31 protein-coding genes, 2 tRNA genes and 1 riboswitch are annotated in these 26,054 nt (G+C 47.5%); of the genes, 22 read left to right on the top strand and 11 right to left on the bottom strand.

Going from position 1 to position 26,054, the window contains the following annotated elements:
* The first annotated feature begins 4 nt into the window (after nt 1–4).
* Nucleotides 5–87: transfer RNA gene (locus MKY44_RS29500), tRNA-Leu, on the top strand.
* A 169-nt stretch (nt 88–256) separates the two neighbouring features.
* Nucleotides 257–682: a helix-turn-helix domain-containing protein gene (locus MKY44_RS29495; protein ID WP_036610863.1), complete on the top strand. Its 426-nt coding sequence runs from the start codon at nt 257–259 to the stop codon at nt 680–682.
* Nucleotides 683–794: 112 nt separating this feature from the next.
* Here MKY44_RS29495 and MKY44_RS29490 read toward each other — a convergent pair whose 3' ends face one another.
* Genes MKY44_RS29490 through MKY44_RS29465 form a run of 6 tightly spaced genes read right to left on the bottom strand, consistent with a single transcriptional unit; the run spans nt 795 to nt 5,578 of the window.
* Nucleotides 795–1,766: an urease accessory protein UreD gene (locus MKY44_RS29490; protein WP_341010073.1), complete on the bottom strand. Its 972-nt coding sequence runs from the start codon at nt 1,764–1,766 to the stop codon at nt 795–797.
* Nucleotides 1,672–2,391 carry an urease accessory protein UreG gene (gene ureG, locus MKY44_RS29485; protein ID WP_017690021.1) on the bottom strand — a complete coding sequence of 240 codons (720 nt, stop codon included), beginning with the start codon at nt 2,389–2,391 and terminating at the stop codon, nt 1,672–1,674. The genes MKY44_RS29490 and ureG overlap by 95 nt, the downstream gene beginning before the upstream one ends.
* Nucleotides 2,392–2,424: 33 nt before the next feature.
* A complete protein-coding gene (locus MKY44_RS29480) occupies nt 2,425–3,120 on the bottom strand; it encodes an urease accessory protein UreF (protein WP_341010071.1) in 696 nt (231 codons plus the stop codon).
* A gap of 33 nt (nt 3,121–3,153) precedes the next feature.
* On the bottom strand, nt 3,154–4,872 hold the full coding sequence (gene ureC / locus MKY44_RS29475; RefSeq protein WP_341010070.1) for an urease subunit alpha: 1,719 nt from the start codon (nt 4,870–4,872) through the stop codon (nt 3,154–3,156).
* Nucleotides 4,869–5,258, bottom strand: a complete 390-nt coding sequence (locus tag MKY44_RS29470) for an urease subunit beta (RefSeq protein ID WP_341010068.1) — start codon at nt 5,256–5,258, stop codon at nt 4,869–4,871. Before MKY44_RS29470 ends, ureC begins: the two co-directional genes overlap by 4 nt.
* 17 nt (nt 5,259–5,275) lie before the next feature.
* Complete coding sequence (locus MKY44_RS29465) at nt 5,276–5,578, bottom strand: urease subunit gamma (protein ID WP_036669066.1); 303 nt, start codon at nt 5,576–5,578, stop codon at nt 5,276–5,278.
* Nucleotides 5,579–5,839: 261 nt separating this feature from the next.
* Here MKY44_RS29465 and urtA point away from each other — a divergent pair, with 261 nt between their 5' ends.
* The 5 genes from urtA (at nt 5,840) to urtE (ending at nt 10,734) form a co-directional block, all read left to right on the top strand.
* Nucleotides 5,840–7,090 (top strand): urea ABC transporter substrate-binding protein, encoded by a 1,251-nt coding sequence (gene urtA / locus MKY44_RS29460; RefSeq protein WP_341010066.1) that lies wholly within the window; start codon nt 5,840–5,842, stop codon nt 7,088–7,090.
* Nucleotides 7,091–7,270: 180 nt separating this feature from the next.
* Complete coding sequence (gene urtB, locus MKY44_RS29455; protein WP_036610830.1) at nt 7,271–8,176, top strand: urea ABC transporter permease subunit UrtB; 906 nt, start codon at nt 7,271–7,273, stop codon at nt 8,174–8,176.
* 21 nt (nt 8,177–8,197) lie between these two features.
* Entirely contained in the window at nt 8,198–9,289 is a 1,092-nt protein-coding gene (urtC, locus tag MKY44_RS29450; protein WP_127544208.1) for an urea ABC transporter permease subunit UrtC, read from the top strand.
* On the top strand, nt 9,252–10,061 hold the full coding sequence (urtD, locus tag MKY44_RS29445) for an urea ABC transporter ATP-binding protein UrtD (protein WP_341010065.1): 810 nt from the start codon (nt 9,252–9,254) through the stop codon (nt 10,059–10,061). Before urtC ends, urtD begins: the two co-directional genes overlap by 38 nt.
* On the top strand, nt 10,039–10,734 hold the full coding sequence (gene urtE / locus MKY44_RS29440) for an urea ABC transporter ATP-binding subunit UrtE (protein ID WP_076209466.1): 696 nt from the start codon (nt 10,039–10,041) through the stop codon (nt 10,732–10,734). The genes urtD and urtE overlap by 23 nt, the downstream gene beginning before the upstream one ends.
* 29 nt (nt 10,735–10,763) lie before the next feature.
* Here the strand turns inward: urtE and MKY44_RS29435 are convergent, their stop codons facing one another.
* The 3 genes from MKY44_RS29435 to MKY44_RS29425 form a co-directional block, all read right to left on the bottom strand.
* Nucleotides 10,764–11,399 (bottom strand): hypothetical protein, encoded by a 636-nt coding sequence (locus MKY44_RS29435; protein WP_051449622.1) that lies wholly within the window; start codon nt 11,397–11,399, stop codon nt 10,764–10,766.
* A 27-nt stretch (nt 11,400–11,426) separates the two neighbouring features.
* Nucleotides 11,427–11,630, bottom strand: a complete 204-nt coding sequence (locus MKY44_RS29430; protein ID WP_017690011.1) for a hypothetical protein — start codon at nt 11,628–11,630, stop codon at nt 11,427–11,429.
* A gap of 266 nt (nt 11,631–11,896) precedes the next feature.
* Nucleotides 11,897–12,598, bottom strand: a complete 702-nt coding sequence (locus MKY44_RS29425; protein WP_162158974.1) for an urease accessory protein UreF — start codon at nt 12,596–12,598, stop codon at nt 11,897–11,899.
* Nucleotides 12,599–13,042: 444 nt separating this feature from the next.
* Here MKY44_RS29425 and MKY44_RS29420 point away from each other — a divergent pair.
* Nucleotides 13,043–13,125, top strand: a tRNA-Leu gene (locus tag MKY44_RS29420).
* Between the two features lie 149 nt (nt 13,126–13,274).
* On the opposite strand, the gene MKY44_RS29415 is transcribed toward MKY44_RS29420, so the two are convergent.
* The gene (locus MKY44_RS29415) at nt 13,275–13,754 is read right to left on the bottom strand and encodes a glutathione peroxidase (protein WP_036610823.1); all 480 of its coding nucleotides are present in this window, start codon (nt 13,752–13,754) and stop codon (nt 13,275–13,277) included.
* A gap of 371 nt (nt 13,755–14,125) precedes the next feature.
* Nucleotides 14,126–14,301: riboswitch (cyclic di-AMP (ydaO/yuaA leader) on the top strand.
* Between the two features lie 115 nt (nt 14,302–14,416).
* On the opposite strand from MKY44_RS29415, the gene MKY44_RS29410 reads away from it, so the two are divergent.
* Complete coding sequence (locus tag MKY44_RS29410) at nt 14,417–14,815, top strand: hypothetical protein (RefSeq protein ID WP_235193755.1); 399 nt, start codon at nt 14,417–14,419, stop codon at nt 14,813–14,815.
* A 127-nt stretch (nt 14,816–14,942) separates the two neighbouring features.
* Nucleotides 14,943–15,626, top strand: a complete 684-nt coding sequence (locus MKY44_RS29405; RefSeq protein WP_341010063.1) for an HAD family hydrolase — start codon at nt 14,943–14,945, stop codon at nt 15,624–15,626.
* Between the two features lie 142 nt (nt 15,627–15,768).
* Here MKY44_RS29405 and MKY44_RS29400 read toward each other — a convergent pair whose 3' ends face one another.
* Nucleotides 15,769–17,064, bottom strand: coding sequence for an Nramp family divalent metal transporter (locus MKY44_RS29400; RefSeq protein WP_036669231.1), 1,296 nt, complete (start codon nt 17,062–17,064; stop codon nt 15,769–15,771).
* 401 nt (nt 17,065–17,465) lie between these two features.
* Between MKY44_RS29400 and MKY44_RS29395 the strand changes: the two genes are divergently transcribed.
* From MKY44_RS29395 to MKY44_RS29340, 12 genes are all read left to right on the top strand, one after another.
* Nucleotides 17,466–17,885 carry an organic hydroperoxide resistance protein gene (locus tag MKY44_RS29395; RefSeq protein WP_036610819.1) on the top strand — a complete coding sequence of 140 codons (420 nt, stop codon included), beginning with the start codon at nt 17,466–17,468 and terminating at the stop codon, nt 17,883–17,885.
* 210 nt (nt 17,886–18,095) lie between these two features.
* Nucleotides 18,096–18,341, top strand: coding sequence for a zinc ribbon domain-containing protein (locus MKY44_RS29390; RefSeq protein ID WP_036610816.1), 246 nt, complete (start codon nt 18,096–18,098; stop codon nt 18,339–18,341).
* Between the two features lie 99 nt (nt 18,342–18,440).
* Entirely contained in the window at nt 18,441–18,719 is a 279-nt protein-coding gene (locus MKY44_RS29385; protein ID WP_036610814.1) for a hypothetical protein, read from the top strand.
* A gap of 188 nt (nt 18,720–18,907) precedes the next feature.
* On the top strand, nt 18,908–19,330 hold the full coding sequence (locus MKY44_RS29380; protein WP_074093994.1) for a thiol-disulfide oxidoreductase DCC family protein: 423 nt from the start codon (nt 18,908–18,910) through the stop codon (nt 19,328–19,330).
* 61 nt (nt 19,331–19,391) lie between these two features.
* Nucleotides 19,392–20,255: a DUF6612 family protein gene (locus MKY44_RS29375; RefSeq protein ID WP_341010062.1), complete on the top strand. Its 864-nt coding sequence runs from the start codon at nt 19,392–19,394 to the stop codon at nt 20,253–20,255.
* A 144-nt stretch (nt 20,256–20,399) separates the two neighbouring features.
* On the top strand, nt 20,400–20,783 hold the full coding sequence (locus MKY44_RS29370) for a VOC family protein (RefSeq protein WP_341010061.1): 384 nt from the start codon (nt 20,400–20,402) through the stop codon (nt 20,781–20,783).
* A 161-nt stretch (nt 20,784–20,944) separates the two neighbouring features.
* Entirely contained in the window at nt 20,945–22,162 is a 1,218-nt protein-coding gene (locus tag MKY44_RS29365; RefSeq protein ID WP_341010060.1) for a nucleotide-binding protein, read from the top strand.
* Nucleotides 22,159–23,463 (top strand): CpaF family protein, encoded by a 1,305-nt coding sequence (locus MKY44_RS29360; protein ID WP_341010310.1) that lies wholly within the window; start codon nt 22,159–22,161, stop codon nt 23,461–23,463. The genes MKY44_RS29365 and MKY44_RS29360 overlap by 4 nt, the downstream gene beginning before the upstream one ends.
* A 40-nt stretch (nt 23,464–23,503) precedes the next feature.
* Nucleotides 23,504–24,247 carry a type II secretion system F family protein gene (locus tag MKY44_RS29355; protein WP_341010308.1) on the top strand — a complete coding sequence of 248 codons (744 nt, stop codon included), beginning with the start codon at nt 23,504–23,506 and terminating at the stop codon, nt 24,245–24,247.
* A 12-nt stretch (nt 24,248–24,259) separates the two neighbouring features.
* Entirely contained in the window at nt 24,260–25,129 is an 870-nt protein-coding gene (locus tag MKY44_RS29350) for a type II secretion system F family protein (protein ID WP_047842033.1), read from the top strand.
* Nucleotides 25,130–25,140: 11 nt separating this feature from the next.
* Nucleotides 25,141–25,329: a Flp1 family type IVb pilin gene (locus MKY44_RS29345; RefSeq protein ID WP_150366477.1), complete on the top strand. Its 189-nt coding sequence runs from the start codon at nt 25,141–25,143 to the stop codon at nt 25,327–25,329.
* Nucleotides 25,313–25,987 carry a TadE/TadG family type IV pilus assembly protein gene (locus MKY44_RS29340; RefSeq protein ID WP_341010058.1) on the top strand — a complete coding sequence of 225 codons (675 nt, stop codon included), beginning with the start codon at nt 25,313–25,315 and terminating at the stop codon, nt 25,985–25,987. The genes MKY44_RS29345 and MKY44_RS29340 overlap by 17 nt, the downstream gene beginning before the upstream one ends.
* The last annotated feature ends 67 nt before the right edge of the window (nt 25,988–26,054 follow it).

The following is a 26,054-nucleotide window of genomic DNA, read 5'->3' as shown; positions in this document are numbered from 1 at the left end:
ATATGCGGTCGTGGTGGAATGGCAGACACGCTATCTTGAGGGGGTAGTGGGTGTATACCCGTGGAGGTTCGAGTCCTCTCGACCGCATCACAGCAACAACATAAGATAGACTTCTATGATCATTCATGGGAGTCTATCTTTGTGTTATACGATATACCTCATCCTGTTCCAGGCATATAAAGGCTGAGCATTCAGGAATAATGTGGTATAATTCAAGCAGATGAGTTGATTATTACGGTTGGAAGGCGGTTCTTGTATGCAGTCGATCTATGAGCGAATTGAACACCTGATTGCCGAACGAGGAATGACCAAGAAGGCTTTCTGCCAACAGCTGAAGATTAGCACAGGCAATCTGGGTGATTGGAAACGTGGCAAGTCTATTCCGAGTACGAATAAATTAATTGAGATTGCTTCGTTTTTTGATGTGAGCCTCGACTGGCTCATGATTGGACGTCCATCGAAGGAAGCGATGGTTCGGGAAAAACGGGAGGATTATTTTTTTGACGTTTTGCGGCAATTGAATTGCCAAGAAAGTGAATTATCGACTGTGGAACAGTCTTTTATCAGCGAATATATTGAGTTCACCCGTTACCGCAAATCGAAAGAAAGTAAGGATGCAGGCGACTATCGCTACAAACCTGAGAACAAATCAGAGAACGATTCTGAGGAAAACGAAGCGTAAGTGATATGAGCAGCATCCATAGACTTAATGTACAAAAACCTCTGGACTAATCCGAACACACTCGGAGACAGTTCAGAGGTTTTTTGGTGTTAACCATGCATGCTTCATGCCCTTATTTACGAAAGACAAGAGTTTCTTTGCCCAGCAGATGTGGGCGGAGTGTGTTCCAGATCTGAAGACACTGCTCCTGAAGTTCCCAGGCTGCCATGCCAAGGAGTCGAACACCGATTCCACCTGATGCCAGCAAACTTGCGCCTGCGAGCATTCGTCCATCTGGTGGCAGAGTGGATCTGACTTGTTCCAACTCCGCAGTACCAAGCCCCGGTGCGATCATCCACAACGCAGCGGTATGGGTATAGTGAAGGAGAGACGCGGAGTGTTTGGGATCATCGGTATCCGGTTCGAGTCCGAATCGATCCCAGACAGCCAGTTGTTCACCTTGCCATATCTCCGTCAAGCTACGGTAACGCTCGAATTGGAAAGCTTCTCCCCGATGAATCCGTCCGGCAGACCAGATATCTGCATAGGCCAAGATTGCCCTTTCTTCCAGCTCAAAGGTTACAGCGAGCGAAGAAGAACTTCCTTTGAAGGGAATGACGCATTCAGGAAAGTATTCCAGCGTGGCCCCTTTTCCCAACCGAAAGTGATGATTAACGGATGAGGGAATGGAAGGTGTAGGATGAAGTCTGGTAGCAGATGTGCTGCTCAGCATGACATGGGTGCCTTCACCTAATTCCCACTCGGAATGATAATGATCCCCGTTAAGGACTCCGGGAGAGACGTCTGACGTGTACACACATAATTCGGTTCCGCCTCCGGGAGGTCGAAAGGATCGGCTAAACCGGAGCGGTGCGCTGTAATAACGATCAGTCATGACAGTCCGGTCGCCTTGGAAGGCAAAGGTGGCCCGAAGCTCGCTGCGGCGTGTGACGGGCGCACCTGCACTTTCATTCCTATTTATCTCTGTTCCCGTGGGGACAGAAGATAAATTAATGCGAGTGAGTGCCATGTTCATGGCTGTGTGAATGCAGATGTGCAGCGGAAGCATCGTCATCCATATATTGATGTTCAAGCCAGTGGACAATCTCGGATACACCTTCACCGCTCATTAGATTAGACATGACATAAGGGCGGCCTTCGCGTACCCGCTCGGTATCATTTTTCATAACTTCCAGGCTTGCACCAACGTAAGGGGCGAGGTCGGTTTTGTTGATTAACAGCAGATCTGAACGTGTGATGCCGGGACCGCCTTTGCGAGGAAGTTTTTCTCCTTGAGCAACGTCGATAATGTAGATGAACACATCAGCCAGTTCCGGACTGAATGCAGCAGAGAGATTGTCGCCACCGCTCTCGATGAAGATCAGTTGCAGATCCGGGAAACGTTCAATTAACTCGTCAACCGCTTCGAAATTCATGGAGGCATCCTCACGAATAGCGGTGTGCGGGCATCCGCCTGTCTCTACGCCGATAATGCGCTCTGGTGCCAGTGCATTCTGACGCAACAAGATTTCGGCATCTTCCTTGGTATAAATGTCATTCGTGATGACAGCAAGGCTATAACGTGTACGCAGTGCCTTGGACAGCTTCTCCACCAGGGCTGTTTTACCTGAGCCTACCGGTCCACCAATTCCAATTCGCATCGGACGACTCCGATCAAATGCCTTACGTTCCCACTCCGGATGATGCGTATGATTAGCTCCTCCACACATAACAATTCCTCCTAAGTTAGATAAAAGTTGTAGTTAAGACATAAACAGCCGCGCGGGTAAGGTCTCATGCCGCATGGCGTAGATTTCCTGGGCGATTCCGAAGCTGTGCATATCTTCCGGGTCATTTTCCCGAATGAGAGCCCATTCCGCTTCGATATCATCAAGCAGTTTCTGAATCAACATCTGCGCTTCGGTTTGTCCGATGGGCAGCAGGCGAAGTGCGCTGTTCACATAAGCGTTCACTGAGGTATACAGATGCCCGGTAACGGCTTCATCCAATTCAATCTCCAATTGATAGTTAATATAACCGTGAATGGTCGTGATGCCGCAATACGCGCCATGTTCCCGGATAGCCTCATCAATTAGGGAAAAGTCCATCCATGGATAGAGTGAACGGGCCAGTTTGAGCAGTCGTTTTCCCATTTTGTGGCCGCTTTCCCTGAGTTCCCGAGGGGAGCGCTGGGCGTGGACACGTTTATCATACAGGGCAAGTAGAGCGGCATCTTGCTGTTTTATCGCTTGATAGACGCCTTTGATGGCAAGACCATCTAGTCGTACAAGACTGGAGTGAAGCTGGCTGCGAATAAACTGTTCAAGCTGCGCGGTATTCCGCACGGTGCCATCATGCGTGAAAGCTTCCAGACCGAAGGAATGGGAGAAACCACCGATGGGCAGGGCCGAATCCAGCAGCTGAACATAACGGAGTAGCTTCGTGCCACTATTCATCATGAGTGCCCCCTTATCAGCTAATCCGTATTCCTATCAAAACATAAAGTACCGCTGTGCCATAGGCAACTCGTCTGCGGGTTCACAGGTGAGAAGTTCGCCGTCGGCGCGTACCTCATAGGTTTCGGGATCGACTTCAATGACAGGGGTGACGTCGTTATGAATCATGTCTTTTTTGCTGACTGAGCGACAGCCTTTAACGGGTTCAACCCGCTTTTTCAGGCCCAATGACTCTTTGATCCCCGCATCTGCTGCGGCTTGGGAGACAAAGGTGATTGATCCGCTGGCAATGGCGCTACCATAAGCTCCGAACATCGGTCTGCCAAATACGGGCTGAGGTGTCGGGATGGACGCATTGGGATCACCCATCTGGGCGAATGTAATCATGCCACCCTTGATGACAATCTCGGGTTTAACACCGAAGTAAGCTGGTTTCCATATGATTAGATCGGCCAGCTTTCCAACTTCCACCGAACCGACGAGATGACCGATTCCGTGTGCGAGAGCTGGATTGATGGTGTACTTGGCGACATATCGCTTGATCCGATCGTTATCGGAGGGAGAATCCGGGTTGAGTTCAAGTTTGCCGCGCTGTTTTTTCATTTTGTCGGCTGTCTGCCAGGTACGGATAATGACTTCGCCCACTCGGCCCATGGCCTGTGAATCGGAGCTGATGATGCTGAACACGCCAAGATCATGCAAAATGTCTTCGGCTGCGATGGTTTCGGGACGAATCCGCGAATCGGCAAAAGCTACATCTTCCGGGATGGAAGGGTCCAGGTGATGACACACCATCAACATATCGAGATGCTCTTCTACAGTGTTGCGTGTGTACGGTCGTGTTGGGTTGGTTGATGAGGGGATAACGTAGGACTCCCCAGCGGCCCGGATAATATCCGGTGCGTGTCCGCCACCAGCGCCTTCCGTGTGGTACGTGTGAATCGTCCGGCCGTTGATCGCAGCCAGCGTGTTTTCGAGAAATCCGGTTTCATTCAGTGTATCGGTATGGATAGCGACTTGAACATCATGTTCTCCAGCGGCAGTCAGACAAGCGTCGATAGCGCTCGGGGTAGTACCCCAATCCTCATGCAGCTTCAGGCCGATTACACCCGCTTCAATCTGTTCGATTAAAGGTGCGGTGCTGGAACTGTTGCCTTTGCCGAGGTAACCGATGTTCATGGGAAAAGCCTCTGCCGATTCCAGCATCCGGTGGATGTGCCAGGCTCCTGGTGTGCAGGTGGTGGCTTTGGTTCCTGTTGCTGGTCCTGTTCCGCCACCGATCATGGTCGTGACCCCGGAGGATAACGCAGTCTGAATCTGCTGTGGGCAGATGAAATGAATATGGGTATCTATGCCGCCAGCGGTTACAATCATGCCTTCACCGGCGATGATTTCGGTGGAAGCACCGATGACCAGTGCGGGATGAACACCATCCATTGTATCCGGGTTACCGGATTTGCCAATGGCGCAGATATGACCATCCCGAATGCCGATATCCGCTTTTACAATGCCCCAATGATCGATAATGATAGCGTTGGTGATAACAGTATCAGGAGTGCCGTCGCTTCGCAGAGCAGTGGTGGACTGGCCCATTCCGTCGCGGATAACTTTACCACCTCCGAACTTGCTCTCATCTCCGTAGACGGCATAATCATGTTCAATCTCTGCCCATAGTTCGGTATCTGCAAGTCTTACGGCATCACCGGTTGTTGGTCCAAACATGGATGCGTATTGTTCACGGCTCATTCGTTTCATGAAGATTCACCCCCATCTTGTATGGGAGGGGAGAACGTCTTCAGGAATGCCTCCAGTTTCACTGGATCGGGGGCTTGATCCGCAGAGCCTTCGGTTAATCCGTTGAACCCGTGAATCTGGCGTTTGCCCCCAAAGGTCGTGAGTTCAACCGGTTTCTCTTCACCGGGTTCGAAGCGAACTGCGGTGCCTGCCGGAATGTGCAGACGATGTCCAAAAGCTGACGTGCGATCAAAGTCCAGTGCTGCATTAACTTCATAGAAGTGAACGTGAGAGCCGACTTGGACGGGGCGGTCGCCGCGGTTAAGGACAAGGAGTCGTAGGGTTAAACGATCCGGATGACAGATGATGTCGTCATCTGGCTTCAAACGGTATTCACCAGGAATCATGGTTTCTCCTGCCTTTCTCAGCGTATAGGTTCATGTACGGTAACCAGTTTTGTACCGTCAGGAAATGTGGCTTCTACCTGTACTTCAGGAATCATATCGGGAACACCATCCATACAGTCTTCACGTGTCAGGATGGTGCCTCCGTATCTCATTAATTCGGCAACACTCATTCCATCCCGTGCTCGTTCCATCAGTTCGGAGGTCAACAACGCGATGGCTTCGGGAACATTCAACTTGAGTCCGCGTGCTCTTCGTTCACGGGAGAGGTTAGCGGCCACGGTAATCAGGAGTTTTTCCTTTTCCTGCTCAGTCCAGTGCAAGGCAATCCGACCTTTCGCTTATAATGTCTGATATGTTCATGGATCATGTTATATGTTAAATATACTCACACAGGGTGAATCCTTTGTCAATAAGCTTCAAGGCATATTAGCAGTATGCATGAAACGAGTAGGCATGAAATAAAATTATGTAAGCTATATTGACATGAAGGGTGTGACCCTCCATAATTTGGATCAACGAACATTTCGGACGCAAATGACCTTAATGTTCGTCAATAGACTAAAAAAAGGGAGTGTAGGCTATTGAAGAAGAGGTCGGTCAAGTTATGGAGTATTTTGCTCGGTGCGGTCATTGTGATGACAGGATGTGTGGAGGGTGCTGCGCCACCTGAGGCTTCGGGTTCAGGTGGTACAGGAGAGCCGGCTGCATCCGGTGATACGATTAAAGTTGGCATTCTTCACTCTCTCAGCGGAACGATGGCGATCAGTGAGGTATCTGTTAAAGATGCGGAGATGCTTGCCATTGAAGAGATCAACGCCGCGGGCGGAGTTTTGGGTAAACAGATCGAGCCTGTAATTGAGGATGGCGCTTCGGATTGGCCTACTTTTGCGGAGAAGGCTGGAAAGTTACTGCAACAGGATAAGGTCGCTGCTGTATTTGGTGGATGGACCTCTGCAAGTCGGAAGGCTATGCTCCCAGTGTTTGAACAGAATAAAGGTTTATTGTTTTACCCGGTGCAATATGAGGGATTGGAATCGTCGCCAAATATTTTTTATACAGGAGCAACAACCAATCAGCAGATCGTTCCATCCGTAACCTGGTTACTGGAGAACAGGGGCAAGACGTTTTATCTGCTCGGTTCAGATTATGTATTTCCGAAAACGGCCAATCAGGTCATTAAGGCACAACTCGCAGCAGAAGGCGGCGAAGTGGTGGGTGAAGAGTACACACCACTGGGTCATACCGATTACAGTACCATCATTAGCAAAATCAAAGCTGCGAAGCCGGATATTGTATACAATACGCTGAACGGTGATAGTAATGTGGCCTTCTTCAAACAATTGAAGGATGCCGGAATCTCCTCGGATCAGATGACGACCCTCTCGGTAAGTGTGGCGGAGGAAGAAATCCGTGGTATTGGCGCAGACGTATTGAAGGGACATCTGGCTTCGTGGAATTATTATCAGACAACAGATACGCCTGAGAATACAACATTTGTTGCCAAATATAAAGAAAAATACGGCGCTGATCGAGTGACAGCGGATCCGATTGAAGCGGGATATGTGGCGGTTTATCTCTGGAAGGCGGCGGTGGAAAAAGCAGGATCAACCGACGTGGAGAAGGTGAAGGCAGCTGCCAAGGGTCTGGAGTTTGATGCTCCGGAAGGTAAGGTAACCGTGGATGGAGAGAATCAGCATATCTACAAAACCGTACGGATCGGTGAGGTGCAGGAAGATGGGCAGTTCAAGGAATTGTGGAATTCTGGTGAGCCTGTCAAGCCGGACCCTTATCTGAAAACGTATGAATGGGGAGCTTCCCTCAGCGCTAAATAACATAGAAACCTCGCAATAAAACAGGTAACTCGATTCAATGCAGCCGAAACATAAACGAGGGTGTGTCAACACATCCTCTCACCGTATCGCGGTAAAGCGTTACTGTGATGTGAGAAGTGTTGCTGCCGCTAATTTAAGTTGTGAAATGTCGAGAGTCACGGTATGGAGGAGGGGATAGCGATGGATATGTTTATCCTGCAGATGTTCAACGGTCTGAGTATCAGTTCAATTCTGTTGTTGATTGCATTGGGGCTTGCAGTAACGTTTGGGCTGATGAATGTCATCAATATGGCTCACGGTGAACTGATCATGATTGGTGCATATGCAACGTATGTAACACAAAATCTGTTCATGTCCTATGCTCCAGCGGCGTGGTTTGGTGCCTACTTTGTTGTGGCTCTACCGATTGCGTTCATTGTAGCTGCTCTGATTGGCTGGTTGCTTGAAGTGGTGCTGATCCGGCATCTATATGGCAGGCCGCTGGACAGTCTGCTTGCGACATGGGGTGTAGGCATGATGCTGCAACAACTGGCCCGTACAATATTCGGAGCGCCAAATGTGGGAGTATCCAGTCCGGCTTGGCTCAATGGGGGACTGGCGATCTCGGATGGTATTGTATTTCCGTATAAACGAATTTTCATTATCGCACTGGTTGCGGTTGTGCTGCTGTGTATGTATCTCTATATCTATCGAACATCTTCCGGAAGACGAATGAGGGCTGTAATGCAAAATCGGAGCATGGCGGGGTGTCTTGGGATTTCGACCCGGCGGGTGGATGGCATGACCTTTGCGATTGGTTCGGGCATTGCAGGAATTGCTGGCTGTGCATTAACGCTCATTGGTCCGATAGGTCCTTCACTTGGTACGTATTATATTGTGGATGCGTTCATGGTCGTTGTTCTGGGTGGCGTAGGGAAATTGGTCGGAACCGTGTGTGGTGCATTGGGGATTGGTATGTTCAACACGCTGTTCGAAACCTATACCTCTGCCTCCATTGGCAAGGTGCTTGTGTTTGTATGTATCGTTGCTTTCCTGCAATGGAAACCACGCGGATTGGTCGCGATGCGCACACGGAGTCTCGATTAACGTGAAGAAGGGGGTTAGTTTATGTCGGCATTACTCAAGACTGGCAGTCTGAAAATGAGGATTATCTGGGCGGTTGTACTCATCATGATGTGTCTTGCTCCACTGATCTCCACGGAGTTTCGTCTGAGTCTGTTAGCCAAGTTTTTGGCGCTGGCAATCCTGGCCATTGGTCTCGATCTGATCTGGGGTTATGGTGGTGTGTTGAGTCTTGGGCATGGTGTGTTCTTTGGGCTAGGTGGATACGCGATGGCGATGTATCTGAAGCTTCAGGCCAGTGGAGCAACACTTCCTGACTTCATGGGATGGAGTGGTCTCAGTGGTCTGCCATGGTTCTGGGAACCCTTTCGCTCTTTCCCGGTGGCGCTGTTATTGGGGATAGCCCTTCCGGCATTGCTGGCCTTTGCCCTGGGGTGGTTTACGTTCCGTAACCGGATCACCGGTGTTTATTTTACCATCCTGACTCAAGCCTTGGTTCTCATTACGGTAACACTCTTTGTAGGTAAACAGGAATGGACGGGTGGAACAAATGGCATTACCGGATATAATTCGATCTTTGGTTTTACACTTCATTCCGCTGGAACGACGATTGCTCTCTACTATATAACGCTTGCTGTTCTGGTGATCGCTTATATGCTCTGTCGTCGAATGGTGAACAGTCGGTTCGGTCAAGTGCTCGAAGCTGCGCGGGATGGAGAGAATCGAGTGCGATTCCTTGGATATGATCCGGCAGGATATAAAACGCTGGCTTTTGCTTTTTCCGGTGCGCTTGCAGGCATCGCGGGCATGTTGTTTGTTCTTCAGGTGGGTATTATCTCACCATCGATGATGGGGATTGTACCCTCCATTGAGATGGTCCTGTGGGTTGCATTGGGTGGTCGCGGTACGCTTATTGGAGCGGTCATCGGAGCGGTGGTGCTGAATGCAGCCAAAACAGGCATAAGTGAGGCTTATCCCGAAGGATGGCTCTTCGTCATTGGTGGGCTCTTTGTAACGGTCGTTTTGTTCATGCCAAACGGAATTGTAGGAGTGTATCGTCATGTCGTTCGCTTGCTGAAGCGGAGAGGAGAGAGTGCGCATGTCCAAGTCACTCGGGAAAAACCTAAAGTCTACTGAGGAATCAGCGGTGTTGGTAGCCGAGGATATTACGGTGGCCTTTGGTGGGTTTGTTGCTGTCAAAGGCATGAATCTGAAGCTGCATGAACATGACCTGCATTTTCTGATCGGACCCAATGGTGCTGGGAAAACAACGATGCTGGATGTGATATGTGGCAAAACAAAACCCATGTCCGGCTCGGTGAAGATGGCGGATGGCACGGAATTAACACGACTGAAGGAGCATCAGATTGTTCGCAAAGGTGTGGGACGCAAATTCCAGGCACCATCCATCTTTGCGGGTCTGACGGTGCAGGAGAATCTGACACTAGCAGCGGAGACTCGTCGTTCTCCTTTGCAAGCCATCGGTATTCGGAGATATGGGAAAATGAGTGCTGCCATGGAGGTTGTTACCCTCCAGATTGGTCTGCAAGACCGCGTTGATGCTCGTGCAGGAGCGTTGTCGCATGGGGAGAAGCAGTGGCTGGAGATTGGCATGCTGCTTCTGCAGGAGCCGCGTGTGTTGTTGCTGGACGAACCAGCCGCAGGCATGACGGATGAAGAAACACACAAGACCGGGCGACTTCTGCAAGAGATTGCGCGTGAACGCTCGGTTGTGGTGGTGGAGCATGATATGGAGTTTGTGCGAGAGTTCGCAGCCAAGGTAACGGTGATGCATGAAGGGAAACTGCTGAAGGAAGGTACGATGGCGGAGGTACAGGCAGACCCGAAAGTGGCCGAAGTGTATCTGGGCAAAAGGAGGGATGACCATGCTGTCGCTGCAACGAATTGAATCCGGCTACGGGGAAAGTAATGTACTTCGTGGTGTGAACCTGGATGTACAGCCTGGACAGGTGGTGTGTCTGATGGGCCGTAACGGTGTAGGGAAAACAACGTTGATGAAAACATTAATGGGGCTGCTCAAAACACGCAAGGGCAGTATTCAGTGGCAAAATCAGGAGTTATCCACCTTGGACACAGCCAAGCGGGCAAGGGCAGGGATTGGTTATGTACCGCAGGGGCGGGAAATTTTCCCGCAGCTTACGGTGAAAGAAAATTTATTGCTCGGTCTGGAGACAAGTGCGCCGGGAGTAAAAACGTTCCCAGAGGATGTACTGGCGATGTTTCCAGTGCTTGCTACGATGTATGGACGGCAGGGCGGGGATCTGAGTGGTGGACAGCAGCAACAGTTGGCATTCGCTCGGGCATTGGCTTCGCGTCCGGGGTTGTTGCTCCTTGATGAGCCGACAGAAGGCATTCAGCCTTCTATCGTGGAGGACATTCGGCAGGTTATTTTGCAGCTCAAGGCAAAGGGGAACCTTTCGGTTCTGCTGGTAGAGCAGAGTATTGATTTTGTACGAAGTGCCGCAGATTACATCTATATCATGGACAAAGGGACCATAACCCTGCATGGGACACCGCAAGAACTGGATATGTCGCAGTTTGAACATCATCTCTCCGTGTAGTTGTAGTTAGTGTGGCGAGTGGAGAGGTTTCAGGAACGCTTGTCCAGGATATTCGAGTATTTCGGATATAACCGCCGGATGCATTCCGGACAGATGTCATGGGTGAATTCGGCGTGGGTATGCTTCTCCAGATAACTCTCAACGGAGTTCCAGTGTTCCTCTTCGTCCTTGATTTGTTTGCAGACGGCGCAAATAGGCAGCAGTCCGCGCAATGTGCGCACTTCAGACAATGCCTTCTTCAATTGGTGTTCTGTCTTTCTCTGTTCGGTAATATCCATGTGTGCAATTAAAGCGAGATCGGTATCCAGAATTGAATTTGAATAAGTTAGAGGGGTGAGTTCTACACGAAACCACCTCTTTTCGTTGTATACAGTATACACGCAGATGTCATATGTATGATTTCGATTAAAGGGTATTCCGCGTTCTTTCAAATTCTGTGCGACAAGTGCCATGTTAGCGTTTTTGCCTCGTTTTGCCCAGGCTTCCGTCAGATTCAGGTAATGTCTATGACTACTGTGTATATCCGGGTTTGGTGAGCATTGACCGAGTCCCTGTTGCCAGGCACGGTTACAACTTTGGATAATCCAATTGTCATCAACGATGATGAGCTGGTGACGTATGGACTGGAACGACAGCCTCTCCAGATCGGATGTAACATGTCTCATGGATGAGACCCTCCTTTGGCAGAAATCTTATCTCAGTTCATCTGGAATATCCAAAATATCAGCGACCAGGTGCCTGAATCGGGTTGCTTTGCGTGTGCCGTGAATAAGATTGGATAAACGATAGGGTGGGATGCCATGCTGTTCACAAAAGGTCTTCTGGTCCACTTGAAGTTCGGTTAGCCGTCGTTTGATGGCCCATCCGAACGGAGTAACTGGTTTCTTCTTGTTCAAAAGGGTTCACCCCTGGTTAGAATGTAGTATTCAGCCGCCCTTTCTTCATGTAGAATATATAGAAATGCGAGCTGTATGTTTCATTATATACGTAAATTCGTCATCTAACAATTAAAAAAGACGGAAAAAAGTGTATTTTGTGATGATAAATGGCGTAAATACGTAAATAAAACAAATAAAATGACAAAAAACACGTCGGCAAGGAGGTTGCCGCGTGTTTTTTAGTTTGTCTGAATAAAGGGGAGCAGGTATGAGGAGGAAGAGGATTAGGCCCTGTAGGCATGAAGTCCAGCTCCAAGCATATGGAAACTGGGGAAAAACGATTTCATGGACATCGAGGTTGGCTGTGCCAGTCCATCCGCAGCCGAGGCGCTGACGGTCTTCCATTCATTCTCCAGATCTGTGGCCAGGCGGACCATCAGATCCTTGGTTGTATCGTTGTTCAGGGGAATGACTTTGGAGGCTTCGGTTATGCAGGCATTCATGGCTGAATGCAGGTAACCAAGGACCGCCTCCTCGACCGGGATGTCGAGGTGGTGGTTAATCCAGGCGTGAACAGTGGAGAGGCAGCCAACCGAATCGTATTTGGCAAAGATCTGTTCGAGCTGGCTGAATTCAATCCAGGGGTGCAGAGCGCGTGCAAGTCTGATCAATCGTTTACCCATGGCGGCAGCTTGTTCTCTGAGATCTCCAGGGGTTCGCTGAACATGGACGAGCTTGTCGATCAGAGCTATCCGCCATGTATCCTTGTGATCTGCTGCGGTATAGATGCCTTTGATGGCCATACCTTCAAGACGAACGATGCTGGGATGCAACTGACAACGCATGAATGATTCGAGATCTTCAGCATTACGAATGGTACCCTCCCTGATATGGATATCCATGCCGAAGGAATGGGTGAACCCTCCAACCTGAATAGAGGAATCAAGCAGTTTGACATAATCGAGCAGCTTATTCCCACGGTTCACAATCATTCGCCTCCTGTGTTCGTTAAATGTTACTTTAAGTGACATTAATATCCCTTTTTGTTTGCATTTTGTTTAAAAATCCGAATTATATGATAGTTATCATCCCATAAATGTCCGCTTTTTGTCAATAGTATCCGTGAAATTTAATGGATTAAATTTGAAATTCAATATTTGTGTTATTTTATATAACTCACTGTGTTATTTATGTGGCGAAGTGCAGGGAGGACCATATATAAGGAAGGACTATATATAAATGAATCAACAAGATCGGCTCTTACCGAAAAAGAGGGGATCAAATCTAATAATATGCAGTTCATGGGTAAAGATGACGAGATTATGCGATTTTTGATGAAAATGCCTAGCTGAAAAAGAAGTATTAAAAAATACTTTACTTTTAGTTCTGAACCCGGTATAATCAATTCTGTTGCCGATTATTTACGACATGCGGTCGTGGTGGAATGGCAGACACGCTATCTTGAGGGGGTAGTGGGCGTATGCCCGTGGAGGTTCGAGTCCTCTCGACCGCATCATATGAACGATTAAAAAGAAGCTTTCCGTTATTGGAAAGCTTCTTTTTTTGTCTTTTTCGAACAGTATGACATCAAAGTTGAGAAAAAAAAGCCATCCATTACCGGGGCAATACTGCTCTACCTTCCGGCTACGGGTGGCCTGTGTATTATTTTTGCAGCAAGTTCTTGATATCTTCTTCAATCTTGTCCGGTGTTGTTTTGGGAGCATAACGTTTAATGACCTGTCCGTTCTGATCCACAAGGAATTTGGTGAAATTCCATTTGATTGCTTTGGAGCCGAGCAGGCCAGGAGCTTCTGTACTAAGGTGTTGGAAAAGAGGGTGAGCGCTTGATCCGTTCACATCAATTTTCTCAAACATGGGGAAGCTCACGCCATAATTCATCTGACAGAACTCGGCAATATCGTCGGAAGATCCTTTTTCCTGTGCAAACTGGTTACTTGGGAAACCAAGAACTTCAAATGGAGCATCTTGAAACTTGTCTTGCAGTTCTTGAAGACCTTTGAATTGAGGGGTAAGGCCGCATGAGCTTGCCGTATTCACGATCAGGAGCACTTTGTCACGGTAGTCGGACATTTCAACTTCTTGACCGCGAAGGGTATTCACTTTGTAATCGTAGACTGTCATCTAAATCGCCTCCATTTATTTACTCTTATATCTTCTATTATATTGGTTGCAATTAAATATTGCAAAACTAATATGGTGTTAAAAGAATCAAAACAGGCAAGTTGTGCGGAATACGTGAATGAATTGCGAAGGGATTTTCGTCAGAGTGAGAATTAGATAGCCTTGAAGAGATGGATAGAGTATAACCTTATTGTAAGCGTTATTATGGATGAGTATTGGCAAAAATCTGCCGATTCGGTGATCTGTGAGGACTTTACACCGTCATGGCACGGGTGTATGATTCATAACGTAATTTCAATTTAAACTAAATTGTATATGAAAAACGAAACAAACGATAATATCGCTCGATCTTATCTTAAGATATACGAACGATGTTTTAATCGCTGAGTTTCCATTCATTCATGAGTGGAAAACGGGGGAACCAACGGAATGCGCTGTCCAGGACAGTAGGCATTCATGGGGTGAATTTTCCGGTGACAGCCGGAAATAGGGCGACTCTCGCGCCCGAATCCGTCAGCTAACCTCGTAAGCGTTAAAGGGAGAGGCAACAAGCCGTACGCTGGTTCATGGCGTTTTCGCCATGGATTCTTTAAGAAGCGTTCGGGAGGCCTTGGTCCCCCACGCTTCTTTTTTGTTGTCTTTTCACGCCAAGGGAGGAACGAATGATGGATACTGAGATGATCTTAGTGACTGCTCCAAATGAAGCAGGACGCAAATTTATCAAATTACTGATGTACAAAAAAATGCCGTTTGCCGTTCTAACCAACAGTGCAGGGGAAGAGCGCAGACTCCGTAGAATCGGAGTAGAACATGTCATTCGCATGAACACGGCTGCAGCTCAAAAATGGTTTTTGCCGCAGGGCAGCGTAGGCAACGTGTTTATTTTCGAAAACAGCCTGAATCTGACCTGTCGTTATTTACAGATCTGCCGTTCATGGACATCGAAATCCCTGTGCGTCATTACGGAGCAAAGCCATCCAAAGGGCATCTATCGGGGCATGGGCGCAGACCGGATTGTATATTCGCTCAATGGGGAAGTTGGCTTTCTCCTCAATGGTTAATGCCATAGCTTGTGATTGCTCAGGTGTAAGGTGCCTGTTATAATTGAATGTATCGATAAACGGAAGTTTGAGGAGACTCATGCATGATGGTGAGTCTTCTTTTTTATGGTTACAAGGAGGAATTGGCGTGCCGGATGTAGGTGGATTAAAATGGTTGTTTTTTGATGTTGGAGATACGCTGGTGGATGAATGGGAGCCGGTTGATGATATTATCGGACAGTTCGTCCGTGAAGCTTGTGCTTTAGGGTATCCAGTGAAAATTGAGGCGGTACGCGAACTGTTTGCCAACTGTTACCGAAAATATGAGCAATGGCCGATGAGAGTGGCGATTCGCACATTCGTTGAAGACGAGGGACACCAGAAACAGATTCAGGACAAGCTGAAGTTTCAAAAAGATCTTGAACGTCCTTTTCCTTCAGCGGATTCCGTTCTTCAGCAGTTGTCACGGCATTATCGCATTGGCATTATTGCCAATCAGAGTCCAGGAACGGAAGAGAGACTGGAGAGCTACGGCTTGCGGAAGTATGTTGATGTTCTGGCATGTTCGGCTGAAGAAGGGGTGTCCAAGCCAGACCCTGAGTTATACGCTGTGGCCTTGAAACAGGCCGGTTGTGAACCGGAGGAAGCTGTCATGATCGGCGATCGGATCGATAACGACATTATACCTGCTCAGAATCTGGGCATGCGGACGATTCGAATTATGCAGGGTTACGGAAGATTCCAGCCAGAATTATCGGATGACCAACGTGCGGATTGGACTGTTGATTCATTGGATCAACTCTTGCCGTTACTGATACCAAATCAGGATTAGATTCAGATGATTGTTTATTGGAGTTTAGAGTTTTACTACAAAAGAAATATGTTGCTGTACTGCAACAATAAAGGCTGATCAACTTGGGTATAGAATACCGGAGTTGATCAGCCTTTTTAGTATTTAGTCGATAAGAAGGAGATTAGAATAACCGAATCGTCTGAATGATCAGATATACATTCAGCACAACGATAATCGCGGCAATGACCCATGAGATGATTTTGAGCCACAATTTGTTGGCGAATGCACCCATGCTTTTTTTATCACTTGTGAACATCACCAGGGGAATTACAGCAAAGGGCAATTGAAGCGACAGCACGACCTGGCTCAAAATGAGCAGTTCTTCTGTGCCATGTTCTCCTGCAATGGCTGTCACAATTACCGCCGGGATGATGGCGATCAGACGTGTGACCAGTCTGCGCAGCCATGCCGGAATTCGAATGTTCAGAAAACCTTCCATAACGATCTGCCCAGCGAGTGTACCTGTAAGGGTAGAGTTCTGACCTGATGCTAACAGCGCCACACCGAACAGGATACTTGCAACCGTAGTACCTAATAGAGGTGTCAGCAGATGATAGGCATCTGCGATCTCGGCAACCTGCGTCATACCAGCACTGTGGAATACAGCGGCAGATACAATCAGGATTGCCGCATTGATGAACAGGGCCAGTGTCAACGCGATCGTAGAATCCATGGTCGAGTACCGAATGGCTTCTTTTTTGCCCTGTGGTGTCTGTTCGATCTGACGGGTCTGCACAATGGAAGAATGCAGGTACAGATTATGCGGCATCACGGTTGCTCCGATAATACCAATGGCAATATAGAGCATGGCCGGGTTTTGCAGAATCTCAACATTTGGTACAAAACCATGGAGAACACCGCCCATATCGGGTTTCGCCAGGAAGAGGTCAATCCCGAAGCAGAGGGCAATGGTCGCCATGAGCACAATGACGAGAGTTTCCAAAGCGCGGAAGCCTTTGTTTTGCAGTACAAGAATCAGGAGTACATCAACTGCGGTGATGATAACGCCGTATAACATGGGGATGTTAAATAACAGCTTTAACGCGATGGCAGAACCAATGACTTCAGCCAGATCGGTGGCTGCAATGGCAAGCTCACACAGTATCCATAACATCATGACAACAGGCATGCTGAATCGTTCACGACAGGCTTGAGCCAGATCCCGTCCAGTGACGATGCCGAGCTTGCCAGCCAGCGACTGAAGGACAACGGCCATCAGGTTCGATAACAGGATAACGGATAACAAGGTATACCCGAACTGCGAGCCGCCTGCGATATCTGTTGCCCAGTTCCCGGGGTCCATGTAACCTACGGCAACGAGGTATCCTGGGCCTACAAAGGCGAGGAATTTCTTCCACCATGCAGCATTCTGCGGAACTTTCATGGAACTATGTGCTTCTCCAAGGGAAGGGGCCATGCCCGCAGTAGATAATGATTCTCTTGAAGGAGCGTTGAACGGATTTTTTTTACTCATACGATAATCACCTGACTTTGAATTATTGATTTGGAGATATTGATGCGGTACAAACCGCTCATGATATATCTAAGTTTTTATGTTTATTGTTACATTGTACTCCTTCAATTATTTTTGTCTAGTGCAACTTTTATGTATCAGAACAAGATTTCGGTTGTAGCTTGAAGATGCCCCTTCGTATATTACCCAACCTTAGGGAAAATACAGCCATAGCATTGAAATGCATGAAAATAATAAAGTTGTGAAAGCTGATAAAGATATAAAATTGCGTTTCAAAATGAGCCAGAAGTTTAAATTGAAAGGAAGGCAGTAAAAAAACTATATGGATAAGGGAGAGATTCTTAATGGAAGCTTTATATACAGCAGTAGCGACAGTTAAAGGTGGACGTACAGGTTCGGTGACTTCTTCGGATGGCGTGCTTAAGCATGATCTGAAAATGCCAAAAGAGCTTGGTGGCTCCGGTGGTGAAGGTACTAACCCTGAGCAGCTTTTTGCCGCTGGATATGGAGCATGTTATGAAAGTGCCCTTGCCAATGTAGCACGAAAAGCAGGTGTGAAATTGGAGGATGTGGTCGTTACAAGTAACGTATCCATTGGTAAAGACCCTGCGGATGACGGTTTCCAGCTGTCTGTTCGTCTGGACGTTAGCATGCCTGGTGTAGATCACAGTCAAGCAGAGGAACTGGCCCGCAAGGCGCATGATTTCTGTCCATATTCCAAAGCAACACGCGGCAACATTGATGTTGTATTAAACGTAGTTTAAGATTTGACTCCTGGTAAGTAAAGGGAACATATAGAGCAGGGTATTCCAGATACCTGATGTTCGACTACAAAGCCCTGCTGGCAATCGGCAGGGTTTTGTGTTGATCTTCATATAAGGATATGATGCAGGAGATTAGATGCCAGATCGCGTACTATTTTACATAATTGCACTCTCACTTCATGCTACACATTCCATAAAGGGGGAACGAAGATGAGTATTGAAGAGATGATCGAGCGGCGATTTGTGTGCACGAAATGCAGAGGCACGGATTGTAACATTAAGGAAGTTTCCATGTCAGGAGCAGGCCTGAGCAAGATGTTTGATATACAGCATAACCACTACCTGTTCGTGGCTTGTGCTTCCTGCGGGTATGTTGAAGTATTTGATCCGGATGTCTTGAAAGGGAAAAAACAGGGGCAGGTAGGGACTATTCTGGATATTCTGTTTGGCGGGTAGACATGCGCGAGTTGACATTGATCTGAATTTTCTTTAATATAACTTAGTACTGAGTAGTGTCATTGCATGAACCAAATTTGAATTAAACAGGTGATATCCATGTCTTATAGACCGCGTATTGCAGATTTAGAATTAGCTTATGGTAACAAGGAAGACGGATTGTATGAATTCAAAATGAATTTGGTAGACGGTACAAAATGCCGTGTATTCTACACCCGTTCCCCGGAATGGAAGATGACCAATATCAGCCGTCTGCAGAAAACGCCTTGTCCAGTATGTCGCAAAGATTTCATTTGCAAATGTATGGACCAGTGGGCAAGTGACCTGCATCAACAGATGATCGATGACCAATGGATGGAAAAGGCAGTTACGGAGTAATTGTCGGACAGATACGAGCGTGGGCACAATGCCTGCGCTCTTTTTCTTTATATTTCCCATTAATGCGTGTTCAAAAAGAGCGGTGTTCAGTCTTTTTGAACTACCTCTAGAAATAAATTTAGAATTAGTGAACAAGAAGGCCCAGATTGGGTAAGTTACTCTAACCGCAACAATAGGAGGCAGCCAATATGACAGCAAATCAAACAGATGTGCATCAGGGACATCCCATCGTACTGGTGGATGGTGTCTGTCACTTCTGCCAGGGCTTAACCAAATGGATTATCAAGCGTGACCCGGAAGGAAAATATCATTTTGCATCGCTTCAATCGGATGTAGCCAAGGAATTGCTGAAGAAAGGCAATTTGTCGACAGACAGTATGGACACCTTTGTGCTGATTGAAAATGGAAAATACTATACACGTTCAACCGCCGCACTGCGATTGGCCAAAGGTCTAAAGTTTCCTTATCCGTTGTTATATGTGTTCATTATTGTACCGAAATTTATTCGCAATGCAGTCTATAACTGGGTTGCTCGCAACCGTTATCGCTGGTTTGGCAAGGATGAAGCGTGCATGTTGCCTACCCCAGAGATCAAAGATCGATTTTTATGATTAATAACGGAAATAATTGGGTAATGACTACAGATCATATCTATTTTGGGAGGAAAACAACTTGAAGAAGTGGACTACATTATTTATCGGGGCATTATTAGCAGTGAGCTTAGCAGCATGCGGTAACGATACAGATAATACGGCAACGCCGCCAGCGACTAACAACGAAACATCTAACGAGGGTAATACACCTGCAGAGCAGGAAACAAAGATCCCTACCTTGGACGAATTGATTACCAAAACCAATGCAGCAACCAAAGAAATGAAAAGCTTCACAACTGAAGCAAACATTGATCAGAATCTGAAACTGGATGCTGGTGAACAGTCCCAGGATCAACAGGTTAAAACATCACTCAAGATGGATATTATCAAAGATCCAATGATGATCTATCAAGAGATGAAAATGGAAATGTCGGGACAGGAAGCTCAGAACGTGAAGCAGTATATCACTTCGGATAAAATCTACTCTCAAGTTGGGGATCAATGGGTTGCGATTCCTGAAGCTCAAACCAAGGAACTGGTTGAGCAGATGAAAGCAAGCATGAATCCCGAAGGTGAATTGGAGCAATTCAAAAAGATTGAAGAAGATACTGAAGTGACCGAAGAAGGCGACAATTATGTGATTAACGCTGACGTATCCGGTGATAACGTGAAGGAACTGGCCAAAGCCGTAATGGAGCAAAACGGATCGGATGCCCAGATGCAAGCCATGCTTGATCAGATGAATATCACCAGCATGAAGATGAAATACATGATCAACAAAGAAACCTATTTGCCTGCAAGTACGGACGTAACCATGGTCATGGAGATGGAACAGAATGGACAGAAAATGACGATGGATATGAAGATGACCAGTACGTTCTCCAACCAGGATCAAGTGGAAGAGATCAAGATTCCACAAGAAGCATTGGATAGCGCGAAATAAAACATGCACCTCTGAACTAGATCTGTGTGAGCCGAGAGGTTTACCGGATTAGAATCAGGGGTGTTTTTCTGTTTAGCGGAGATTATGGTCAGGGTTCAAGGTGTTATAGTATAGTCATATTGAAGTAAAGAGGGGAGATAAAAGATGATTGAATATGCACACATCCACCATGTTAGTCTGGCTGTACGTGATCTGGAAATCGCGAAGAAATTCTATTCGGGGTTACTGGGCATGCAGGAGATTGAACGTCCGCCTTTCCGCTCCACAGGTACATGGTATGGCATCGGTAGTCAGCAGCTTCATCTGTTACAGCACCCGGAGGGTCACACGTTACGTGAGGCTGGGATTGACACAACAGACGGCCACTTTGCGATCTGGGTCACCAGTTATTCAGGGACTATAGTCTGGCTGGAGCAGCAGGGAATTGAGTATGAAGCGAGACCTGACAGTGTGGCTGGATTCGCGCAGATTTTTGTACTTGATCCGGACCGTAACATTATTGAGTTCGATTCACCGTACAACTCTTAAGGGAAAAAGGGTTAGAATAAATCCCTTGCTCCCCCAGAAATTGTATGCTATATTATCCATACATTCATAGCACGTGACGGAAGCACCGTCCATATACTGCATATTCATGCGGTTATTGGACGGTGCTTTTTTGTGCTTTTTGACAGGGAGGGAAGGAAAAATTGATTGTACTGAAGGTTGTTCTGGTTTCAAAGGATAGAGATTACATTAGCGCCTGGCTTGATTATGTACAGGGAAATTCGTCTGGTCTTCATGTGCGTTTCACGGCATTCTCCCAAGAGGATTCGTTCAGGGATCACATGAAAGAGCAAGAAGGTAGAGAATTACCGGATCTGGTTATTGCGGAAACGGAGTTTCTGAATGACTGGCTGAATAACGGGGGAGAAGTATCAGGTGTACCTTGGCTAATGCTTAGTGAAGGGATGGAAGAGGTGGATGAGGCCAAGCGGCTGATGAAATATCAGCCCTTGCCTGCTTTGCTGGATGCTGTGATGCATGCTTGCCGGCAGCCACGCCGTAAGAAGGTTCACCATCCGGGGCAAGAGACTCTCTCCATCGGTGTAGTATCAGCTTCGGGTGGAAGTGGCAAAACGGCAGTGGCCCTGCATATGGCGAAGCAATTGGGACTTGCAGGTTATGCTGTTCTCTATCTTAATCTGGAGACGCTGGACAGCACGTTCCCGTTTCTGGAAAAGGGACTAATTAGAAGTGGGCAGCGTCACCCGGATGCGGAGACGGGATTGTCCCGCCTGTTATACGATCTGAAGGTGGGCAGGAAGGAATCCGGTAAGCAGTTACAGATACAATCGAAGGGCGTAGATGGATATGTGGTCCGACATGAAGCGCTGAAATCCGATGTGTTCTGGCCATTATCGAATCGGAAAGAACTGTTGCAAATGACTCGTGAGGATACGTCGAATCTGCTTCGTTATTTAACGGATTGCGGACAATATGACGTGTTGATTCTGGATGGGGATTCCGGTTGGGATGGGCGCAGTGAAGGGGTTCTGGATGCAGCAGATGCATTTGTCTGGTTGGTCGAGGATGATATATCTGCCATGCATCGATGGGGACAATGGTTACAGCATGCTGAGCGTACGAAACCAGATTTATACGAGGGTATGCTGGAGCGTTCACGCTTTGTGGTTAACAAATATCGGGACAATGTCGTTAATGCACTCCCACGTCCTGATCTGCATCTGGATGCAGTGTTGCCCTATATCCCTTCTTGGAAGCAACTCAGTCAGGAGGAAGTCATGCTTAGTTCTCCGATCTTCCAACGTGAAGTGAAGAGATTATGTGCCATGCTGGTACAAGATGGCGAAGAAGAATTGAAGCAGACAGGACGAATTCAGAAGCAGGATCGGTGGGCACTATGACGGATTCATCCAATCGAATACTGGATCGTGAAGAACAGTTTCAGATGATGCGCAGGGAAGTCAGGGCTGGCCTCGATTTAACCTCTTCCGCAGGAGATGATGAACTGTGGCAGGGGATAGAACGCAAAGTTCTCACTGACCCGAAGCTGGATGATCTGACCTCAGGAGAGCGTCATACGCTGGTACAGCGATTGTTTGACTCCTTTCGTGGATTGGATATTTTGCAGCCACTTGTGGATCATCCGGATATTACGGAAATTATGATCAATAGTCACAAGGAGATTTTTGTGGAGCAGGAAGGTGAAGTCAGCCAGATCACCCTCGAATTTGAGTCCAGGGAACGGCTCGAGGATATTATCCAGATGATCGTGTCCGGGGTAAACCGGATTGTGAATGAGTCTTCTCCAATCGTAGATGCCCGTTTAAAGGATGGTTCGCGGGTCAATATCGTGTTGCCTCCTATTGCCTTGAAAGGCCCAACGATGACGATTCGTAAATTCCCCAGTGAACCGATGAAGATGGCTGATCTGATTGAAAAGGGAGCCCTGCATGAAGAAGCGGCAGAATTATTGCAGCAATTGGTACGGAGCAAATACAACATCTTCATTGGAGGCGGGACCGGGTCGGGAAAAACGACCTTTCTAAACGCATTATCACAGTTCATCCCTGCCGATGAGCGGATTATTACCATTGAGGATTCGGCTGAGTTACAGATTGTTACGGTACCGAATCTGGTATCACTGGAAACGCGGAATGCCAATACCGAAGGCAAGGGGCAGATATCTATTCGGGATCTGATCAAGTCTTCCTTACGGATGCGTCCAAACCGGATTGTGATTGGGGAAGTCAGGGGCGCAGAAGCGCTGGATATGTTACAGGCCATGAACACTGGCCACGATGGATCATTGTCTACAGGGCATGCGAATACCATCTCGGACATGATCAGCAGACTCGAAACGATGGTGCTCAGCGGTGCAGATCTTCCTATTGCGGTTGTAAGGCAGCAGATTAGTTCAGCAATCGATATTTTTGTACATCTGTCCCGGCTACGAGACCGCTCACGGCGGGTGACAGAGATTAGTGAAGTAATTGGCATGCAGGACGGTGAGGTTATGCTGAATCCACTGTTTCGTTTCCATGAACAAGAAGAGCGTGAAGGCAAAATTATTGGCGGGTTAGTACAGGTTGGAAATTTGAATCAGGTGGATAAAATTCAGATGGCTGGGCTCGGGGAATGGCTGGATGGATACATAGAACAATATAGTGTTGAAAAAGATTTGTCAGATAACAACGTGAATTAAAGCCATTGGAAGGTGATTACTGTTGGGTGAAGCCAGACAGATGTTGACGGATTACACCGTATATACGCTTTCCCGGAGACAACGAATGGTCTGTATGCTGATTAGTGGTCTGCTGTTTTTTGGCATCGGAATTCTGTTCTACCATCACTGGTTGGCTGGAGCGATCCTGGCTGCGGGTTGCATATGGGTACCAAAACATTGGACTAAAGTGCTGTTGGAACGAAAAAGAATGACACTCAGTTTACATTTTAAGCAAGCATTATATGCGTTATCTTCGGCACTGGCCGCAGGAAAATCGGTGGAAAATGGATTCAAGGAATCCGTAGAGGATCTGCGGATGTTGAACCCGGAAGCGGATACCGATCTGATTCGTGAGTTCACGATATTGCGGACACGGATGGAGTATGGACAACCAATCGAAGAGGCACTACAGGATTTTTCGGATCGGTCTCAGATTGAGGATATTACGAACTTTGCAGATGTGTTCATTACGTGCAAACGAACTGGCGGGGATCTGGTTGAGGTTGTGCGTCGTACCTCTGCGGTGATTGGTGAGAAGCTGGACATTCAGCAGGATATTATGGTCGCGGTATCGCAGAAAAAATTCGAATCAAAGGTGATGTTTGCCGCTCCATTTATTTTTCTGATATTCCTCAATCTGACCGCCAAGGACTTTATGGAGCCGTTATATAGCGGGATGGGGTACCTCATCTCTAGTGGTGCATTGGCAGTACTCGCCTGCTGTTATCTGTGGATTAATCGCATTATGGATATCAAAGTATAAGGAGCTGAAAAGATGCTGCTTCCCGTTATAGTCGCAGGGATGCTCGGAGCGGGATGGCTGGTGCTGGATCGAACCCGGGGACAGACCTACCGGCATCTGCGCAAGCTGGATATGGAAGGATTACGACTGAAAAAATTGCATGGCCCCTTCCTGTTTATATTGGACAAGTTTGAGATTGGACGCAGATTGCCAGTGCTCATGTTTCGAATGCAACATGCCATTCAGAAAATGTATGGCATACAGCACAGTGGAGAGAAAACGATGCTGTATTGCGCTGAAATGTTGACCTACACGTGGCTCATGCTGCTGGTGGGCTGCCTGTTATCACTCGTTGGAGATATGGGCATCGGAGGTATGGTAGGTGGGCTCGCGCTCGGTGCAGCGTTGCCTTTTGCGCTCTACAAAGACCTCAATACGAAGGTGCAGCGAAGAGACCAGGATATTCTTATGGAACTGCCTGAGCTGCTGAACCGAATTGTACTGCTGGTTGGCGCAGGGGAGACCGTGCAACGTGCTATCGTTCACTGTGTCACAAGCCAGGGTGAACGGAATCATCCGTTGTACAACGAACTCAGAAAGACGGTGGGAGATTGGAATAATGGTTACTCGTTTCAACAATCATTTGAACAGTTCAGTCGCCGCTGCGGTGTACAGGAAGTGACGATTTTTACGACAACGGTGCTGCTGAATTTCCGGCGTGGGGGAGGTGACTTTGTATTGGCGCTGCGGGATCTGTCACATGTGTTGTGGGAGAAACGCAAGGCTGTCAGTCGGGCGAAGGGAGAACAGGCTTCTTCCAAACTGGTGTTTCCGATGGTACTGATATTTTTTACGATTGTGGTCATGATCGGGGCACCTGCTTTTATGATGATGAATATGTAGGAGGAATTGAGATGATGGAAGTGTTAAAAAACAAGGTAAGCGCATTTTGGAAAGAAGAGGACGGACTCGGCACGTTGGAGCTGATTCTGATTATCGGGGTTATTATCATTATTGCTTTGATTTTTAAAGACCAAATTAAAAAATTGGTAGAAAGACTGTTAACTAATGTGAGTAATAAAAGTAATGAATTCTTCGAATAACAAGTTCAAAAAGGAAGAAGGGAGCTTCACCGTTGAAGCCTCCCTGATCTTCCCTGTTGTACTGTTTATTCTTGTGTTGTTGCTCTTCTTTACCATGTACATGTATCAAAAGACATTCCTGAATCAACACGCCTATGCAGCTTCCGAACGTGCAGCATATAGCTGGGACAACGGCCATAAGCAGGCGATGACAGGTGAATATGTTGTTGGAGAACATGACAATCTGTACTGGAGACTCACGGACGATCGTATGCTTGGAGCGCTGTTTGGCTGGGCGGGAGCGGATAATCAGGTTAGCGTTTCTATACCTGCTGGTGAAGGCGGCAATCTCTCGGAACAGAAATTAGCACAAGCGGTGCAGCATATGCCCTCAGCTATGAAAGGGATGATTGAGTATCAGAATTCTCTGATTCAGCGGAAAGTAACAACCAAGCTGGAACAAGTAATTTCTTTGCCTCTTCCTTCTTTTTTGTTCGATTCAGGTAAACGTGTCCTCACTCAAGGATCGTCCGCAGTTGTTGAACCGGTTGAATTCATTCGAACGGTAGATCTGGTCCGTTATTACGCAGCCAAGTTTAAAGGCAAAGGCAGTGCGGCGACCAGTACAGCGGCAGAAGCCGGACAGGTTGTGCAGCATTTTGGCAAAAGCAAAAAGTGAGAAAAGGAGGAGGGCGGAGCTGTTTAGAAAAAAAGACGGTGAGTCGGGAGCCGTAACCCTTTTTTTA

It is taken from the genome of Paenibacillus sp. FSL R7-0026 (assembly GCF_038004485.1).
Classification (GTDB): Bacteria; Bacillota; Bacilli; order Paenibacillales; family Paenibacillaceae; genus Paenibacillus; species Paenibacillus xylanexedens_A.
This window is presented reverse-complemented; position numbering and strand designations above follow the sequence as displayed.

Bases quoted from the DNA above. Each gene is read 5' to 3' on its own strand.
- MKY44_RS29415 (WP_036610823.1), bottom strand. From the start codon at position 13,754: ATGACAGTCTACGATTACAAAGTGAATACCCTTCGCGGTCAAGAAGTT.
- MKY44_RS29340 (WP_341010058.1), top strand. From the start codon at position 25,313: ATGAATTCTTCGAATAACAAGTTCAAAAAGGAAGAAGGGAGCTTCACC.
- MKY44_RS29390 (WP_036610816.1), top strand. From the start codon at position 18,096: ATGAGTATTGAAGAGATGATCGAGCGGCGATTTGTGTGCACGAAATGC.
- MKY44_RS29410 (WP_235193755.1), top strand. From the start codon at position 14,417: ATGATGGATACTGAGATGATCTTAGTGACTGCTCCAAATGAAGCAGGA.
- MKY44_RS29370 (WP_341010061.1), top strand. From the start codon at position 20,400: ATGATTGAATATGCACACATCCACCATGTTAGTCTGGCTGTACGTGAT.
- ureC (WP_341010070.1), bottom strand. From the start codon at position 4,872: ATGAAACGAATGAGCCGTGAACAATACGCATCCATGTTTGGACCAACA.
- MKY44_RS29470 (WP_341010068.1), bottom strand. From the start codon at position 5,258: ATGATTCCTGGTGAATACCGTTTGAAGCCAGATGACGACATCATCTGT.
- urtC (WP_127544208.1), top strand. From the start codon at position 8,198: ATGTCGGCATTACTCAAGACTGGCAGTCTGAAAATGAGGATTATCTGG.
- MKY44_RS29400 (WP_036669231.1), bottom strand. From the start codon at position 17,064: ATGGCCCCTTCCCTTGGAGAAGCACATAGTTCCATGAAAGTTCCGCAG.
- MKY44_RS29360 (WP_341010310.1), top strand. From the start codon at position 22,159: ATGACGGATTCATCCAATCGAATACTGGATCGTGAAGAACAGTTTCAG.
- MKY44_RS29495 (WP_036610863.1), top strand. From the start codon at position 257: ATGCAGTCGATCTATGAGCGAATTGAACACCTGATTGCCGAACGAGGA.
- MKY44_RS29380 (WP_074093994.1), top strand. From the start codon at position 18,908: ATGACAGCAAATCAAACAGATGTGCATCAGGGACATCCCATCGTACTG.
- urtD (WP_341010065.1), top strand. From the start codon at position 9,252: ATGTCCAAGTCACTCGGGAAAAACCTAAAGTCTACTGAGGAATCAGCG.
- MKY44_RS29395 (WP_036610819.1), top strand. From the start codon at position 17,466: ATGGAAGCTTTATATACAGCAGTAGCGACAGTTAAAGGTGGACGTACA.
- MKY44_RS29345 (WP_150366477.1), top strand. From the start codon at position 25,141: ATGATGGAAGTGTTAAAAAACAAGGTAAGCGCATTTTGGAAAGAAGAG.
- urtE (WP_076209466.1), top strand. From the start codon at position 10,039: ATGCTGTCGCTGCAACGAATTGAATCCGGCTACGGGGAAAGTAATGTA.
- MKY44_RS29350 (WP_047842033.1), top strand. From the start codon at position 24,260: ATGCTGCTTCCCGTTATAGTCGCAGGGATGCTCGGAGCGGGATGGCTG.
- urtB (WP_036610830.1), top strand. From the start codon at position 7,271: ATGGATATGTTTATCCTGCAGATGTTCAACGGTCTGAGTATCAGTTCA.
- MKY44_RS29435 (WP_051449622.1), bottom strand. From the start codon at position 11,399: ATGAGACATGTTACATCCGATCTGGAGAGGCTGTCGTTCCAGTCCATA.
- ureG (WP_017690021.1), bottom strand. From the start codon at position 2,391: ATGTGTGGAGGAGCTAATCATACGCATCATCCGGAGTGGGAACGTAAG.
- MKY44_RS29480 (WP_341010071.1), bottom strand. From the start codon at position 3,120: ATGATGAATAGTGGCACGAAGCTACTCCGTTATGTTCAGCTGCTGGAT.
- MKY44_RS29385 (WP_036610814.1), top strand. From the start codon at position 18,441: ATGTCTTATAGACCGCGTATTGCAGATTTAGAATTAGCTTATGGTAAC.
- MKY44_RS29355 (WP_341010308.1), top strand. From the start codon at position 23,504: ATGTTGACGGATTACACCGTATATACGCTTTCCCGGAGACAACGAATG.